Annotated in this window: 12 protein-coding genes; 6 read left to right on the forward strand and 6 right to left on the reverse strand. The window is 59.3% G+C overall.

Annotated features, from left to right (window positions below; genetic code table 11):
• Positions 1–4: 4 nt before the first annotated feature.
• From GSQ93_RS09430 to GSQ93_RS09450, 5 genes are all read right to left on the reverse strand, one after another.
• Complete coding sequence (locus tag GSQ93_RS09430) at positions 5–1,033, reverse strand: glycosyltransferase (RefSeq protein WP_158935394.1); 1,029 nt, start codon at positions 1,031–1,033, stop codon at positions 5–7.
• Between the two features lie 108 nt (positions 1,034–1,141).
• The gene (locus GSQ93_RS09435; RefSeq protein ID WP_158935395.1) at positions 1,142–2,305 is read right to left on the reverse strand and encodes a DegT/DnrJ/EryC1/StrS aminotransferase family protein; all 1,164 of its coding nucleotides are present in this window, start codon (positions 2,303–2,305) and stop codon (positions 1,142–1,144) included.
• Between the two features lie 113 nt (positions 2,306–2,418).
• Positions 2,419–2,790, reverse strand: coding sequence for an SMR family transporter (locus tag GSQ93_RS09440; RefSeq protein WP_158935396.1), 372 nt, complete (start codon positions 2,788–2,790; stop codon positions 2,419–2,421).
• A gap of 117 nt (positions 2,791–2,907) precedes the next feature.
• Entirely contained in the window at positions 2,908–4,581 is a 1,674-nt protein-coding gene (locus GSQ93_RS09445) for a glycosyltransferase family 39 protein (protein WP_158935457.1), read from the reverse strand.
• Positions 4,582–4,999: 418 nt separating this feature from the next.
• On the reverse strand, positions 5,000–5,374 hold the full coding sequence (locus GSQ93_RS09450) for an Mth938-like domain-containing protein (protein WP_158935397.1): 375 nt from the start codon (positions 5,372–5,374) through the stop codon (positions 5,000–5,002).
• A gap of 1,237 nt (positions 5,375–6,611) precedes the next feature.
• Here GSQ93_RS09450 and ltrA point away from each other — a divergent pair.
• The 6 genes from ltrA to GSQ93_RS09480 all read left to right on the forward strand — a co-directional run bounded on the left by ltrA (position 6,612) and on the right by GSQ93_RS09480 (position 15,944).
• On the forward strand, positions 6,612–8,312 hold the full coding sequence (gene ltrA, locus GSQ93_RS09455) for a group II intron reverse transcriptase/maturase (protein WP_158935398.1): 1,701 nt from the start codon (positions 6,612–6,614) through the stop codon (positions 8,310–8,312).
• 413 nt (positions 8,313–8,725) lie between these two features.
• Entirely contained in the window at positions 8,726–9,964 is a 1,239-nt protein-coding gene (locus tag GSQ93_RS09460; protein ID WP_174254598.1) for a pyridoxal phosphate-dependent aminotransferase, read from the forward strand.
• A 26-nt stretch (positions 9,965–9,990) separates the two neighbouring features.
• The gene (locus GSQ93_RS09465) at positions 9,991–11,307 is read left to right on the forward strand and encodes a homoserine dehydrogenase (RefSeq protein WP_158935400.1); all 1,317 of its coding nucleotides are present in this window, start codon (positions 9,991–9,993) and stop codon (positions 11,305–11,307) included.
• A gap of 9 nt (positions 11,308–11,316) precedes the next feature.
• Complete coding sequence (gene thrC, locus GSQ93_RS09470) at positions 11,317–12,762, forward strand: threonine synthase (RefSeq protein ID WP_158935401.1); 1,446 nt, start codon at positions 11,317–11,319, stop codon at positions 12,760–12,762.
• A gap of 209 nt (positions 12,763–12,971) precedes the next feature.
• Positions 12,972–14,564, forward strand: a complete 1,593-nt coding sequence (locus GSQ93_RS09475; RefSeq protein ID WP_158935402.1) for an ABC-F family ATPase — start codon at positions 12,972–12,974, stop codon at positions 14,562–14,564.
• A 222-nt stretch (positions 14,565–14,786) separates the two neighbouring features.
• Positions 14,787–15,944, forward strand: a complete 1,158-nt coding sequence (locus tag GSQ93_RS09480; protein ID WP_158935403.1) for a nitronate monooxygenase family protein — start codon at positions 14,787–14,789, stop codon at positions 15,942–15,944.
• Positions 15,945–16,150: 206 nt separating this feature from the next.
• Here the strand turns inward: GSQ93_RS09480 and GSQ93_RS09485 are convergent, their stop codons facing one another.
• On the reverse strand, positions 16,151–16,354 hold the full coding sequence (locus tag GSQ93_RS09485) for a DUF1289 domain-containing protein (RefSeq protein WP_047896852.1): 204 nt from the start codon (positions 16,352–16,354) through the stop codon (positions 16,151–16,153).
• Positions 16,355–16,413: the final 59 nt, after the last annotated feature.

The raw sequence follows: 16,413 nt of genomic DNA on the forward strand, positions 1-16,413 counted from the left end.
GACCTCATAGCGGATCGACCTCGCGGGTGATTGCCGCTACCGCTTCCTGGCGCGGCATGGTCCGCGCAAGCTTGCCGTCGCGCTCTTCCAGGATGGTCTGCACCAGGTAACGCGGTCGCGCGCGCACTTGCTGATAAATCCGGCCGATATATTCGCCGAGCAGTCCAAGCGCGAAGATGATCACGCCAAGCATGAAGAACGTGATAGCGAACAGCGTAAACACACCCTGGACTTCCGCGCCGAACATGAAGCGTCGAACCAACAGCAGCAGGAACAGGCCCGCGGACCCCACGGACAGGATCACGCCGATGAACGACAACCACTGCAGCGGCACGACCGAAAATCCGGTCACCAGGTCGAAATTCAGGCGGATAAGGCTGTAAAGCGAGTACTTCGATTCGCCGGCGAAGCGCTCTTCGTGCGCGACATCGATTTCAATCGGGTTCTGCGCGAAGGTATAAGCCAGCGCAGGAATAAAGGTATTGATCTCACCGCAGCGGTTGATGGTGTCAATGATGTGCCGGCTGTAACCGCGCAACATGCAGCCCTGGTCGGTCATCCTGATGCGCGTGATGCGCTCGCGCAGCCGGTTCATCAGGCGCGACGCCTTCTTGCGCCAGAAGCTGTCCTGGCGTTGCTGGCGAATCGTGCCGACGTAGTCGTAACCATCCCGCATTTTTTCGAGCAGCTTGGCAATTTCCTCGGGGGGATTCTGCAAGTCGGCGTCGAGCGTGATGACGCTTTCCCCGCGCGATTGTTCGAAGCCCGCAAGAATGGCCATGTGCTGGCCATAGTTGCCGTTCAGCAGGATCACGCGGGTGGTGTCCGGCCGCGCGCGAAACTGCTGGGCGAGCAATGCCGCCGACTTGTCGCGGCTGCCGTCGTTGATGAAGATCACTTCATACGTTGCGCCGAGCGCGTCAAGCGCGGGATACAGGCGGGAGAAGAGGGCTGCGAGGCCTTCTTCTTCGTTGTACACCGGGACCACGACCGTTAATTCGGGGCCGGTCGGCAGAAAATCCGTTTGACTCATGTTGACGATGGTTCCGCTAGGTGTCCGTGGTGAAAAATGTGGTTCTTGTTTTGCCGTGCCATCCGCGTGGCGTGCCTGCTTTGCGCTGCTTTAAGTGCCTGCCGTGCCTTAAATGGCGTGCGCCGCACAGATTTCGTTCACTGCATGCACGACGCGTGTCACGTCGTCCTGGGTCATCTGCGTGAAAAGCGGCAACGTGACCGTTGATGCGCCGTATTGTTCGGCGTGCGGGAACATGCCTTCGTGAAACCCGCGTGCACGATACAACGTGAACAGGTGCAGCGCCGGGTAATGCACGCCTGTGCCAATGCCGCGTTCCTTCATCAGACCCATGAACGCCGAGCGGGTAAGCGACAAGCGCTCGAGCGGCAATGCGATCTGGAACATGTGCCAATTGCTGTCGGTGACATTCGGCACTGGCAACTGCACGCCCGTTTGCACGGCCGCGCCGTTCGCGAAACTCTCAAAGTATGCGCGCGCCAGCCCGCGGCGTTGTTCCGTGAAGCGTTCGACATGTTTGAGCTGGCCGAGGCCGACGCGCGCGGCGACATCGGTAAGATTGTATTTGCCGCCGAGGAGATCGCAGTCCATGCCGTCAAAGCCGGTGCGCGTGATGCCTTGCAGCCGGTACTTTTGTGCGAGCACGGCTTCTTCCTCGTTATTCAGGACGAGCGCACCGCCTTCAATCGACGTGACATTTTTGTTCGCATGAAAGCTAAACGAAATAATGTCGCCGAACGAACCGATCTTCCGGCCGCGCCAAGACGATCCAAACGCCTGGGCCGCGTCCTCGATCACGCGCAAGCCATGCTCGCGCGCAATGCCGTACAGCCGGTCCATATCGACGGGCAGACCCGACAGATACACCGGCAGGATTGCCTTGGTGCGCGGCGTAATGGCTTTTTCGAGCAGATCCAAGTCGATATTACGGGTGACCGGGTCAATATCCGCGAACACCGGTGTGGCGCCTGTTTCAATGATCACATTGCTGGTCGAGACCCAGGTCATGGGCGTGGTAATGACTTCGTCGCCTTCACCCACGCCCGCGATCCGCAAGCCAATCTCCATGGTCGCCGTGCCGGAATTGAACGTCCGTACCGGGCGGCCGCCGCAATAGGCAGACAGTTCGGCTTCGAACTGCTGGTTTTGCGGGCCGGTCGTGATCCAGCCCGAACGCAGCACGTCGACGACGCCCTGAATCGTCTCTTCGTCGATCTCGGCGCGTACGAAAGGCAGAAAGGGAAGCGTATTAGAAGGCACGTTCTGGGTCATGGAATCTCTGCGAAGGAAAGGAACGGTGAGATCTTTGATGCACAGTCGTTGATATACAGTCTTTGACACACAGTGTCAGCCGGGTTCAGGCTTGTTTGGTTGCGCCTGACCTCTCAACCGCGCGTCAGCACCACGACGCCGATCAGGATAATGCCGATGCCTACCAGCCGTTGCAACGACAGGATTTCGCCAAACAAATACCACGCCGCGAACGCGTTCACCACGTAGCCGAGCGAGAGCATGGGATAAGCGATGGAGACGTCGACCCGCGACAATCCCACGATCCACACCACCACGCTGAACACGTAGCATGCCAGTCCGCCGATGATCGGCCATTGCGTCGCGATCTTGAAACCGATCGGCACGATGTTTGCCGGCGTGAATTCGAAATGACCCACGGCGTTCACGCCTGCTTTGAGCAGCAACTGCGCGCCGGCGTTCAGCATGACGCCGGTGATGATGCAAATGAAGGATATCGGGTTCATCGTTGGCCGCAATAGGGTTTTTTTACGGAGCGCGGCGAGGCGGTAAGACTTCGTGGCGTCTCCGGGTTTCGTATTTGCTGTCGACCACTGCTTCGGTCAACACGCGGCGCCATTGTTTCAAGGCTGTGGTTTCTCCACAATCACCCGTCGGTCATCCCTCGCAATGACCTGCATGGGCACGTGCTTCGCCAGCATCTCGTCATACCGGCCGGGCGGCATCAGCGCAAGACCGTAGGGTTGTGCGTCCCAGCGCTGGATCCACTCGTCGATGGTCGGTACCCACTTCTGGGGTTCCGTCGTGACACCGAACTTCAGTTCGTCCGGCTCCTGGACCATGATCATGGTGTGGCCAAGATAGAACGGCATGGTGTGATCGAGCTTGGCGACGGAGTAGAACGGCGTGTCGGCGGGCAACCGGGCCATGGCGGCTTTCACCGCCGGCACCAACTGCACGCCTGAGCTTTCGCGGCCGAACACATCGTGGCCGGTGCCGGCGATCGTGCCCATGAGCAGCCACGCAGTTCCCAGCAACACCACGCCGCCCATCGAACTGCGCCGGTTCAGCCAGATGGCAGCCAGCGTGACCATGAAGGCCACGGCGAGCGCGGCGTACACCCAGACCTGAAATTCCCTGTATAGCGCATTGGGCGTGTGACCACCGCCCATCCGGCCCAAAAAGATCGCGCCAAAAGCCGCCACGACAAGAAACACCGCGTATCCGGTCAGGTGCTTGTGCCATTGGGCGCGCGTGAGCAGCGGCAGGTAGATGGCGATCAGCAACGCAATGGAAGGCGCGATTGGCAGCGTGTATGACAGCAGTTTCGAATGCGACGCGCTGAAGAACAAGAAGATAAACGCCGACCAGACCAGGAGCAGCATGACCGGCGCGAATCCGTTCGGCTGGCGCGGTACCTTCAGCGCATGCCGGACGCTCTGGAACGTCACTGAGAGCCAGGGCAGGAATCCGACGATCAACACCGGCACGAAGTAATAAAACGCACCCGGACGATTCTGCTCGGGGGTTAGATATCGCTCGAACTGCTGCACGATGAAAAAGAAATTCAGGAACTCAGGGTTCTTGATCTGGACCAGAACGAACCAAGGCACGGCAATGATCAGGAACAGGATCAGCCCGCTGCCTATATAAAGCCGACGCCACAGCGCCCAGTCACGCGCGATCAAGGTGTAGAGCACCAGCACTGCGCCCGGGAGGATCAGGCCTACCAACCCTTTTGACAGCAGCGCGAGCGCCATGCCGGCCCAGCAAAGCCACATCCAGAGGCGAACTTGGGGCGCCGGCAGGTTCGGACGCTGCGCTAGCAGCAAGCTGCAGAGCGTGAGTTGCATCCAGAACGCCAGGCCCATATCGAGGGTATCGAAATGGCCCATCAGGTTCCAGTACGGCGAAGTCGCAAGCACGACGGCCGCGCAAAATCCGGTTACGCCGTTGAACACTCGCGCGCCGGTGTAGCCGATCAGCAGCACGCCGGCAAAGCCCGTCAACGCGGTATAAAGCCGCGCCTGCCATTCACCGATACCAAACCACGCAAACGTCAGCGCGTTCGCCCAGGTTTGCAGCGGCGGTTTTTCGAAATATTTGTAGCCGTTGTAACGCGGCGTGATCCAGTCGCCGGTCACGAACATCTCACGCGCCATTTCGGCGTAACGGCCTTCGTCACTTGGGACAAGATGGCGCAGGCCCAGCGGCGCGAACCAGATCACGGCGAGTGCCGCGATCAGCAATAGGAGTGAGAGGCGGGTGAGCGGTAGCCGGGAGGCCGTATCGTTCATGAGAGTCGACCTGTCCGATGCCGCTTTCGCGGCGCTAGCAAAATCCATGGGGGGCTCGAGTGTGGCGCATTGAGGCTTAAGGCCGGCTTATGGGGCGCGTTTGGGGCGAGCATCGCCGCGAATGCGTCGCGTATTCGTTGCGGATCGGCCTCGTACCCAGCGCGCGGCCAGCCCAGGCAGATTCCGCTGTTTCGACAACGCGCACAAGCCAGCCAAACGGCCAGTCCTTGTGCGTTTCGCCGTGCGGCGGGCCGTCGCGGGCAAACGCGTCATCCTGCGGTGGGCAGAAACCAGGCGTTGCGAACGCCAATTGCCGTTCCGATATCGGCGCCGGGCGGCAGTTTATCGTACTGGCGAGTGAAATCCGCGCCGGCGCGTTGCCGCGGCGTTTGTACGGGCTTGCGCCAGTAAGCCGGGATCACGCTTCGATCAGCAGCGCAGCTGCCACCCGGCGGCCTTCCGACATGAGAATGTTGTAAGTACGGCATGCGGCGCCGAAATCCATTGTCTCCACGCCAATGCGTTGCTGGGCGAGCTTCGCGATGAGCCGCGGGTGCGGAAAACGCAGACGCGTGCCGCTGCCGAACACGACGACTTCAGGTGCGATCGCGATCAGCGCGTCAAAATCTTCCGGCGTCAGCGCCTCGAACGACGAAACAGGCCACGCGATCACCGGCGTTTCCGGCATCACGATGAGGCTGCCTTCATGGCGTTGCAGATTGATCGCGACGTAATCGGCGCCGTAACTCGTGATGGTATTGAGCGCGCCGCTGGCTTCCTGGTGTAATTTCAAATCGATATTCCGACAGGCAAGTTGATGGCGAGATGTGACTGCGCGAGAGGCCCACGACAACCGGATGGCGTGGCGCGCAATGCAGCTTTCATCGGCTCGCGCGGGCACCTGGATGAAGCCAATGTGCACGCGTTTGCCGGTGGCGCATTGCGAAAGTCACGGATAATCCGCTAAATTATAACTTTTCGTGCGACACGCACGCTCGTGTCCGTTAGCCCACGTTACGGGCATCGACCTGTCGGTATCAGTTGGGGGTCTATTCCCGACTGCGCTGCCGACCATTTGTTGGCACCTTGAGGCCGACGCTTTGTAGTGAAGCGAGACCCAGTAGGGCATTTTAGGGTTTCGCCACCGGCGATTCTCTGTATGCCGTCCGTACCGGGAATCGCATTGTAATTGCCTGACTACCGTCAGGTACCGCCCTGTCAGCGGCTTCACCTCCGCCGACAAGGCGGAGTGATGTTTGCAAGTCCCGCGCGTCAAGCAACGGATTCGCTACGCGATACGAGCGAAAGCTCGGTGTGTCATGGTTCGGCTCGTTCCCGCAAGTTGGGGACGGGTAGTGAACCTGCTATACGACTAGCAGTAGCCTAGGAAGACATGCGTCACTGGTAACGGTGGGGTTTGAAGCTCTTCTGACAACGTAGCCCCCGGACGTTCGGGCGGATGGGTGCCGCGAGGTGCTCAGCCGGAGACTCCTAGCAGTGAGGGGGTCGAGGAGCAAGGCTGATTGGTAAGGTTAATGTAAGTGAACTGCTGATAAACCTCGTTAATAATGCGGTGCCTAAGCTGCTGAGCGGCATTTACCAAACGGTGCGCGGTCGGACAATCCGTTGAAAGGTCGGATTGCGTCGTCATCAGACCGCCGGGGAATAGGCAGAACCTAAGCCAGTCGTGTGACATGCCGGGAACGTGGTAAGCCCGTATGGTTGCCAGTGCGGTTTGACTGGCAGGCGGACCGTAAGGAACGCTGTTGATTGTGCGGGTATGGGAGGACGGAAAAAGCGAACGTCGGGCTGTAATGGTCCGGATAGGAGTTGAGACATTACTCCACGCGAAAGCGGGCAGACTTCCGTCTGGTCTACCGTCGCAAGACGGCTGACTACCCTCTGTGTCTTGGTTAGGTACGGGTGCATGCGCCCGTACTGAGGTGTTTGTTGTTCCCCAGCGGGGTGTATCTACCCCGCTGGGGGATATGCGCCTTCTGCTCGGGGACTTTTCCAAGTAGGAGAGCAGCATGAAAGTATCTAGTCGGAAGACTGGATCTGCGCTTTCCCACGCGCCGGATGACTGGTACGCCGTAGATTGGCGTCGGGTTGAACGGAACGTGAGAGGGATGCAGATTCGAATTGCGAAGGCGACGCGGGAAGGCAAATGGCGCAGGGTGAAAGCCTTGCAACGGATGTTGACCCGCACGTTGTCCGCCAAGTTGCATGCGGTACGACGTGTTACGCAGAACCAGGGTGCGCGAACGGCTGGAGTCGATCGTGAACTATGGGATTCGCCTGAAAGTCGACGGCTTGCTGTCGATCGGTTGAAGCGGCGTGGATACAGGCCTCTGCCTTTAAGGAGGGTCTTTATCCCCAAGGCCAATGGGAAGGAGCGCCCTCTGGGCATTCCGACCATGCATGACAGAGCGATGCAAGCTCTGTATTTGCTGGCCTTGGAGCCCGTGGCGGAGTCAACGAGCGACCCGAACTCATATGGGTTCAGGAGTCATCGCTCGACGGCTGATGCCATGTCTCAGCTATTCAAATCATTGCATGACAAGGGCTCGGCTCCTTGGGTGCTGGAGGCGGATATCAAGGGTTGCTTTGACCACATCGATCATGATTGGCTGGAGCGCAATGTTCCAATGGACACGGCGATTCTCCGAAAGTGGTTAAAGGCTGGCCTGATATATCAAGGTCAGCTGCAGGCGACGGAGGCCGGTACGCCGCAGGGGGGCATCATTTCCCCGACATTGGCCAACGTGACGTTGAACGGGCTAGAGCGAGAACTGATGGCGCACCTCGGTGCGAAATTTGGAATCGCGAAGGCCAAGAAGCTGAAGGTTCATGTGGTGCGGTACGCGGACGATTTCGTCATCACCGGCGACTCGCAAGAGGTGCTAATCAACGAAGTCCGACCTTGGATAGAAACCTTCCTCGCGGTTCGAGGCTTGCAACTATCTGAGGAGAAAACGCGGATCACCCACATTGATCAAGGCTTTGATTTCCTTGGATGGAATTTCCGGAAGTACTCGGGAAAGCTGCTCATCAAGCCGAGCAAGAAAAACGCACAAGCGTTCTATCGCAAGGTGGCGGAAACGATCAGCGGTAACAAGACGGTAAAGCAGGAGGATCTGATCCGCCTGTTGAATCCGATGCTTCGGGGCTGGGCGCAGTACCACAGTCCCGTGGTAGCCAAGCAGGCGTACAGCCGCATGGAGTATCTGGTTTTTCGGAGGCTCTGGTGGTGGTCGAAGAGGCGGCACCCGCAAAAGAACGCGAGCTGGGTGAAGACGAAATATTTTCACTCTGTTCGTAACCGACAGTGGGTGTTTGCTGCTCCTGTAGTTCGGAAAGATGGTGATAAGGGGTTGTTTGAGCTGTACCAAATCAGCGGTACAGTCATCAAACGACACACGAAGCTCAAGGGGGATTTCAATCCTTTTGATCCCAAGTGGGAGCAGTACGGCGAGAAATTGCGGCAGGATCGCACGTGGGAGTCGATGCGCTATCGCAAGCAGTGGGCGAAGCTGTACATGTCACAGGGTGGATTGTGTGCACACTGTGGCACCGGTCTGACGGACGAAACGGGTTGGCACGACCATCATCTGGAATATCGGATGCATGGTGGTAAAGACACGTTGTCCAACAGAGTTTTGCTTCACCCGCATTGCCACCAGCAAGTACACGCTGGCAAACTTGTTGTAACGAAGCCGGTCCTGTATTAGGTAGGGCTTTGAATGTAGGCTTGAGCTGTATGCGGGGAAACTCGCACGTACAGTTCTTAGGGGGCCCTTCATCCGAGAGGATGGGGGGCTACCCTACAGCCGCCAGCGGGTCGCGAGCCCGGGCGGCGCAATGCATCGCGTGCCGCCATAAGCTGCTTGCCGACACGCAATCGGGCGTTTTGCCTTGGCCTGATGGCCATAAGCTCACACGATTGCGCCCAAACCTGCCTCTATCCGACGCATTTTCGCTAGACTGCCTGTTCCGCGTCGCTACTTAGGGTTTCTGCGTGGTGTCCGGTCCGTTGGCCGGTGCGCTTGCGGTCTCGGTCTGACGTGTCAACTTTATTTGCTGATTTTTCCTGATCCAGAGCCTGATTTCCAGTAACCCAGTGAGTCCAGTGAGCTTTCCCGCCGTGAAACCGATTCTAAAATCCAATAAATTACAGAACGTCTGTTATGACATTCGGGGGCCCGTGCTCGAGCACGCGAAGCGGCTGGAGGACGAGGGCCACCGGATCATCAAGCTCAATATTGGCAACCTGGCCTCGTTCGGCTTTGACGCGCCGGACGAGATCATTCAGGACATGATCCGCAACCTGCCGACCTCGTCGGGTTATTCGGACTCGAAAGGCGTGTTCGCCGCCCGCAAGGCCATCATGCATTACAGCCAGCAAAAGGGCGTGGCGGGCGTCGAGCTGGACGACATCTACATTGGCAACGGCGCGTCCGAGTTGATCGTGATGGCCATGCAGGGCCTCCTCAACGACGGCGACGAAGTGCTCCTGCCGGCACCGGACTATCCGCTGTGGACGGCTGCAGTGAGCTTGTCGTCCGGCACGCCGGTGCACTATCTCTGCGACGAATCCGCCGGCTGGATGCCCGATCTCGACGACCTGCGCTCGAAGATCACGCCGAACACGAAGGCGCTCGTGATCATCAACCCGAACAATCCGACCGGCGCGCTGTATTCGGACGAGTTGCTCAAGGACATGATAGAGATCGCCCGCAAGAACGGCCTGATCATTTTCGCTGATGAGGTCTACGACAAGATTGTCTATGACGGCGTCAAGCACACGGCCGTCGGGGCGTTGTCGGAGGACGTGCTGACGGTCACGTTCAATAGTTTGTCGAAGAGTTACCGGGCCTGCGGGTATCGTGCCGGCTGGATGTATATCTCCGGCCTCACGGGTGAAAACCGTCGCATTGCCCATGACTATATGGAAGGGCTTGGCATCCTGGCCTCCATGCGCCTGTGCGCCAACGTGCCGGGGCAGTACGCCATCCAGACGGCGCTCGGCGGTTACCAGAGCATCAACGACCTGATCGTGCCAGGCGGACGGCTTTTCAAGCAGCGCGCTCTCGCCTACGACATGCTCACCGCCATTCCCGGCGTGAGTTGCGTCAAGCCGCAGGCGGCGCTGTACATGTTCCCGAAGCTCGACCCGAAGATGTATCCGATCGTCGACGACCAGCAGTTCATTACCGATCTGTTGCTCGAAGAGCGCACGCTGCTTGTGCAGGGCACCGGGTTCAACTGGCCGACGCCGGATCATTTCCGCGTGGTGTTTCTGCCGAACGTGGACGATCTCGCCGACTCCATCAACCGTATCGCGCGCTTTCTCGATGGTTATCGAAAACGTCACTCTGTCTAAACCTCTCTTATAAGACTCACGCTGCAATGGAACCGATCAAAGTTGGCCTGCTGGGCTTCGGCACCGTCGGCAGTGGCACCTTCACGGTGCTGCGCCGCAATCAGGAAGAAATCAAACGGCGCGCCGGACGGGGCATCGAAATTACGCGCATCGCGGTGCGCACGCCGTCGAAGGTGCAGGGCGCCGAAGGTATCGACGTCACGACTGACTTCAACGCCGTCGTCGACGATCCTTCCATCGACATCGTGGCCGAGATGATCGGCGGCACGGGCATCGCGCGCGAAATGGTGCTGCGCGCCATTGCCAACGGCAAGCATGTGGTGACGGCGAACAAGGCGCTGCTCGCCGTGCACGGCAGCGAGATTTTCGAAGCGGCGAGCAAGAAGGGCGTGATGGTCGCGTTCGAAGCGGCGGTCGCGGGCGGTATTCCGATCATCAAGGCGCTGCGCGAAGGGCTGACGGCGAACCGGATCCAGTACATCGCGGGCATCATCAACGGCACGACGAACTACATTCTCTCGGAGATGCGCGACCGCGGACTCGACTTCGCGACCGCGCTGAAAGCGGCCCAGGAACTGGGTTATGCCGAAGCCGATCCGACCTTCGATATTGAAGGCGTAGACGCGGCGCACAAGGTCACCATCATGAGCGCGATCGCGTTTGGCGTGCCCGTGCAATTCGACCGGGCTTACGTAGAAGGGATCAGCAAGCTCGACGCCATCGATATCCGCTATGCCGAGGCGTTGGGTTATCGGATCAAGCTGCTCGGTATCGCGCGGCGCACGGAGAAGGGCATTGAGTTGCGCACGCATCCCACGCTGATTCCGGCAAAACGCTTGCTGGCGAACGTGGAAGGCGCGATGAACGCGGTGGTCGTACATGGCGATGCGGTCGGCACCACGCTTTATTACGGCAAGGGTGCGGGCGCTGAGCCGACCGCATCGGCCGTGGTCGCCGATCTCGTGGACGTCACGCGCCTGCATACTGCCGACCCGGAACATCGCGTGCCGCATCTGGCGTTCCAGCCGGACAGCCTCGCCAACACACCGATCCTGCCGATCGAGGAAGTGACGAGCAGCTACTACCTGCGTCTGCGCGTGGCGGATGTCACCGGCGTGCTCGCCAACATCACGCGGATTCTTGCCGACAAGGTCATTTCCATCGACGCGTTGCTGCAAAAGGAATCCGAGCACGTCGACGGTGAGGACAAGGGCGAGACCGACATCATCCTGCTGACGCACGAAACGGTCGAACGGGAAATCAACGCGGCGATCACGCAGATCGAGGCGCTTTCCACCGTGGTCTCGAAAGTGACGAAGCTGCGCATGGAAGGATTGAACTAGGGCTTTGAAATGAACTACATCTCTACGCGCGGCGCCGGTTTCGGCGAGCGCCATACTTTCTCCGACATCCTGCTCGGCGGTCTCGCGAAGGACGGCGGCCTGTATTTGCCCGCTGAATATCCGCGCGTCACGGCAGACGAACTGACTGCGTGGCGCGCGCTTTCGTACGCGGATCTGGCCTACGAAATCCTGCGCAAATTCAGCGACGACATTTCCGACGAAGATCTGCGCTCGCTCACGCGCCGCACTTATACGGCCAGCACGTACAGCAATGTCCGCGATCACGAGAGCGCGTCGCAGATTACGCCGCTGAAAACGCTGGGCGAAGAGGGCGGCACGACGGTGTCGCTGCTGGAATTGTCGAACGGTCCCACGCTCGCGTTCAAGGACATGGCCATGCAGTTGCTCGGCAACCTGTTCGAGTACACGCTGGCCAAGCAGGGGCAGACGCTGAACATTCTTGGCGCGACCTCGGGCGACACCGGCAGCGCGGCCGAATACGCCATGCGCGGCAAGCAGGGCGTGCGTGTTTTCATGCTGTCGCCGCATCAGAAAATGAGCGCGTTCCAGACGGCGCAGATGTTTTCGCTGCAGGACCCGAACATCTTCAATCTGGCGGTGATCGGCAACTTCGACAATTGCCAGGACATCGTCAAGGCGGTGTCGAACGATCACGCGTTCAAAGCAGCCAACAAGATCGGCACGGTCAATTCGATCAACTGGGCGCGCGTGGTGGCGCAGGTTGTCTATTATTTCAAAGGCTACTTCGCCGCGACGAAGTCGAACGCCGAGCGGGTGTCGTTCACGGTGCCATCGGGCAATTTCGGCAATGTCTGCGCCGGGCATATCGCGCGGATGATGGGTTTGCCGATCGAGCAACTGGTCGTCGCCACGAATGAAAACGACGTGCTCGACGAATTTTTCCGCACCGGGATTTATCGCGTGCGCACGGCGGCCGAGACGTACCACACGACGAGCCCGAGCATGGATATCTCGAAAGCGTCGAATTTCGAGCGTTTCGTGTTCGATCTGCTCGGCCGCGATCCCGCTCGCGTGCTGCAGTTGTTCCGCGATGTGGAAGAAAAGGGTGGATTTGACCTCGCGGCCAGCGGCGACTTTGCGCGCGTGAAGGAGTTTGGTTTCGTGTCGGGACGCAGCAGCCACGCGGACCGGGTGGACACCATTCGCGACGCGTTCAAGCGTTACGGCACCATGATCGATACCCACACGGCCGACGGCCTGAAGGTCGCGCGCGAGCATCTGAGCCCGGGCGTGCCAATGATCGTGCTGGAAACCGCTCAGCCGATCAAATTCGGCGAAACCATCCGCGAAGCGCTCGAACGCGAACCGGAGCGGCCGGCGGCGTTTATTGGTATCGAAGAGTTGCCACAGAAATTCGATATCGTGGAGGCCGAGGCGGGTCTCGTGAAAGCGTATATCGCGGAGCGCATCTAAGCTCGGGACGAGTGGTATCGGGCAGAGTCGGGTAGCCCCGAACGCCCGTCGTGGCGCCGTTTGCGGCGTCATCGCGGCGTAATTCGCTGACGGCCGGAAGCGCGGCCGACTCACTCGCGCGTGCAGCTTTCCGCTGCGATGCCGCAATTCGTCCCAAAAACTGCTAAAATTGCAGGTTTTTCGCCGTACATCATTCAAAAGGACGCGCTGTGCTGTCTACTGCCAACATCACCATGCAATTCGGGCCGAAGCCCCTCTTCGAGAACATTTCGGTCAAGTTCGGGGAAGGAAATCGCTATGGCCTGATCGGGGCGAACGGCTGCGGCAAATCCACGTTCATGAAAATTCTGGGCGGCGACCTGGAGTCGAGCGCCGGCACGGTAATGCTCGAACCGAACGTGCGTCTGGGCAAGTTGCGTCAGGATCAGTTCGCGTATGAAGACATGCGCGTGATCGACGTCGTGATGATGGGCCACACGGAAATGTGGAACGCGATGTCTGAGCGCGATGCCATTTACGCGAATCCCGACGCCACAGACGACGACTACATGCACGCCGCCGAGCTCGAAGCGAAGTTCGCCGAATACGACGGCTATACGGCTGAAGCGCGCGCAGGCGAGCTGTTGCTGGGTATCGGCATTGCGATCGAAGACCATGCCGGCCCGATGAGCAATGTCGCGCCGGGCTGGAAACTTCGCGTATTGCTCGCGCAGGCGCTGTTTTCGAAGCCGGACGTGTTGTTGCTCGACGAGCCGACCAACAACCTGGACATCACCTCCATTCGTTGGCTCGAGGACATACTGAACCAGTACAACTCGACCATGGTGATCATTTCCCATGATCGACACTTTCTGAATCAAGTCTGCACGCACATGGCAGACATGGATTTCGGCACGTTGAAGGTCTATCCGGGTAATTACGACGACTACATGCTGGCGTCCGCTCAGGCGCGCGAGCGTCAGGCGAACGCGAATCAGAAGGCGAAAGACAAAGTGTCCGATTTGCAGGACTTCGTGCGCCGGTTCTCGGCCAACAAGTCGAAGGCACGCCAGGCGACCAGCCGTGCAAAGCAGATCGAAAAGATCAAGATCGAGGAATTCAAGCCGTCGTCACGGCAGAATCCGTTTATTCGCTTCGACTTCGAGAAAAAGCTGCACAACATCGCAGTGGTGGCGACCAACATCACCAAGAAATATGATCGCACCATCTTTAACCACTTGAGCCTGAGCGTTCAGCCGGGTGAGCGGATTGCGATCATCGGCGAGAACGGCGCGGGCAAGACCACCTTGCTGCGCGCGCTGAAGGGCGCAATCGAACTGGATGGCGGCACGGTCAAGTGGGCGGAAAACGCGCTGGTCGGTTATATGCCGCAGGACACGTATGAAGAGTTTCCGAAGGACGAGACGCTGACCGACTGGGTCGACCAGTATCGTCAGGACGGCGACGACGACCAGATGGTCCGTGGCACGTTGGGCCGTTTGCTGTTCAACGCCGACGACATCAAGAAATCGGTCAAGGTGCTGTCGGGTGGTGAGAAAGGCCGCATGATCTGGGGCAAGCTGATGCTCGGACGCCCGAACGTGCTGTTGATGGACGAGCCGACCAACCACATGGACATGGAATCGATCGAGTCCTTGCAGATCGCGTTGGAGAAATACGAAGGCACGCTGATCTTCGTTTCACATGACCGGGAGTTCGTGAATGGACTGGCGAATCGGGTTATCGAAGTGAAGAACGACGGTACGCTGCGCGACTTCGGCGGTACGTACGAGGAATTGCTGGCGAGCCAGGGCGTTCAGTAACACGGCACGCGTTACATCCGTCGTAACGCAGCACGTAGCAAACAGAAACAAGCAGTCAAGCAAACGGCCCGCTTCTCACGAAGCGGGCCGTTTGTTTTTCCGGGCACGGTGCATGTTCAAAAAACTGAAATACAGCACAGTCGAACTTGCTTGATAAAAAGCAACGTGTGTTTGTCCAACCTCCTGCAAGCTCAAAACTTTGACTCTGGAGACGATCCTTTCATGACCCCTCTTACCCCCCTGACCATCCGCGGCCGCATCTTGCTCCCTATTGTGCAGGGAGGCATGGGCGTGGGTGTGTCCGCGCACCGGCTGGCCGGCGCCGTAGCCCGGGAGGGTGCGATGGGAACAATCTCGAGCATCGACTTGCGGCATCACCATCCCGACCTGCTTGAGATCTGCAAACAGAATCCGGATCAGGCGACGCTCGAAGCCGCCAACCAGACGGCGTTGCGGCGCGAGATCATTGCAGCGAAGGCCCTTAGTGAGGGCCGCGGCATGATTGCCGTGAATGTCATGCGCGCGGTCTCATCCTATGCTGCAGCAGTACAGACGGCGTGCGAGAGCGGCGCCGACGCCATCGTCATGGGGGCCGGGCTGCCGCTGGATCTGCCGGACCTGACGCAAGGCGTCGATATCGCGCTGATCCCGATCCTGTCGGATAGCCGTGGCATCGCTTTGGTACTGAAGAAGTGGCTCAAGAAGAATCGTTTGCCCGATGCCATCGTGATCGAGCATCCGGGTCATGCGGGTGGTCATCTTGGCGTGGCAAGCGTGGCGGACATTCCAAGCGAGCGTTTTGACTTCGCTCGCGTGATCGAGGAAACGATGCTGACCTTCGATACCCTCGGCATCGGCCGTACACAGATTCCGCTGATCGTGGCGGGGGGCATCGACGGGCATGCGGCGGTGCGTCGCTGGCTGGCGGCCGGCGCGTCCGGCGTGCAACTCGGCACGGCGTTCGCGGTGACCGAAGAGGGTGACGCGCATCCTGAATTCAAGCGGATTCTCGCTGATGCAACGCCGGAAGATATCGTCGAATTCGTGAGTGTGACCGGCCTGCCGGCGCGCGCGGTGAAAACACCTTGGCTCGATCGGTATATGCGCAATGAGCAACGGATTCGCGACAAGATCGGCGCGCGCGCGCAAAAGTGCCCCACGGGCCTAAATTGCCTGGTGGCGTGTGGTTTGCGCGATGGTATTGAAAAGTTCGGGCACTTTTGTATCGATACCCGTTTGGCCGCGGCCCTGCGTGGAGACCGTGCGAACGGGTTGTTTTTCCGGGGGCGCGAGGCGCTGCCGTTCGGATCAGCGATTCGCAGCGTGCGCGAATTGCTGGACTTGCTGGTCGCAGATATCCGGCCCACGGCGGTTTCTTGAACCAGGCAAGCGAACAAGCGGCGTTATACGGTTGCGGTCGATGTAACGAGGCTTCGCTTCAAGCCAGTGGTCAAATTGGATTGAGCGCAACAACCCGCGTCACATCTTGCGTTCATCGGGGCCAGTTTCAAACCAACGCCACATGCGCCTGAGGCAGACGGTCGGCGCAAAGTCGCGTTTCGCTACGATCCCCAAGCGCCCCGCGTTCAAACCTTGTCGCGGGTAAAACGCATGGCGGTGCCTTCGCGGGTAATGCGTTCCCAGATCGCGCGCTTCTCGTCGTCGCTGAGAAACACCCAGTTGGAGACTTCGCCGGCCATGCGGCCGCAACCTTTGCAGACATCGTCGAAGAGGGTCGAGCAGACGCCGATGCACGGGCTGTCGGGCAAATCATGAAGGTTCGATGCCATAAAACGCCTGTAGTCGAGCGCGGCATGCAGTGGAAACCGCCGCGCCCGTGCAAAAGCCC

The sequence above is a fragment of the Burkholderia sp. S171 genome (assembly GCF_009766085.1).
Taxonomy (GTDB): Bacteria; Pseudomonadota; Gammaproteobacteria; order Burkholderiales; family Burkholderiaceae; genus Caballeronia.

Coding starts and splice junctions, on each gene's coding strand:
- GSQ93_RS09430 (WP_158935394.1), bottom strand. CDS start 1,033: ATGAGTCAAACGGATTTTCTGCCGACCGGCCCCGAATTAACGGTCGTG.
- GSQ93_RS09435 (WP_158935395.1), bottom strand. CDS start 2,305: ATGACCCAGAACGTGCCTTCTAATACGCTTCCCTTTCTGCCTTTCGTA.
- GSQ93_RS09440 (WP_158935396.1), bottom strand. CDS start 2,790: ATGAACCCGATATCCTTCATTTGCATCATCACCGGCGTCATGCTGAAC.
- GSQ93_RS09445 (WP_158935457.1), bottom strand. CDS start 4,581: ATGAACGATACGGCCTCCCGGCTACCGCTCACCCGCCTCTCACTCCTA.
- ltrA (WP_158935398.1), top strand. CDS start 6,612: ATGAAAGTATCTAGTCGGAAGACTGGATCTGCGCTTTCCCACGCGCCG.
- GSQ93_RS09465 (WP_158935400.1), top strand. CDS start 9,991: ATGGAACCGATCAAAGTTGGCCTGCTGGGCTTCGGCACCGTCGGCAGT.
- thrC (WP_158935401.1), top strand. CDS start 11,317: ATGAACTACATCTCTACGCGCGGCGCCGGTTTCGGCGAGCGCCATACT.
- GSQ93_RS09480 (WP_158935403.1), top strand. CDS start 14,787: ATGACCCCTCTTACCCCCCTGACCATCCGCGGCCGCATCTTGCTCCCT.
- GSQ93_RS09485 (WP_047896852.1), bottom strand. CDS start 16,354: ATGGCATCGAACCTTCATGATTTGCCCGACAGCCCGTGCATCGGCGTC.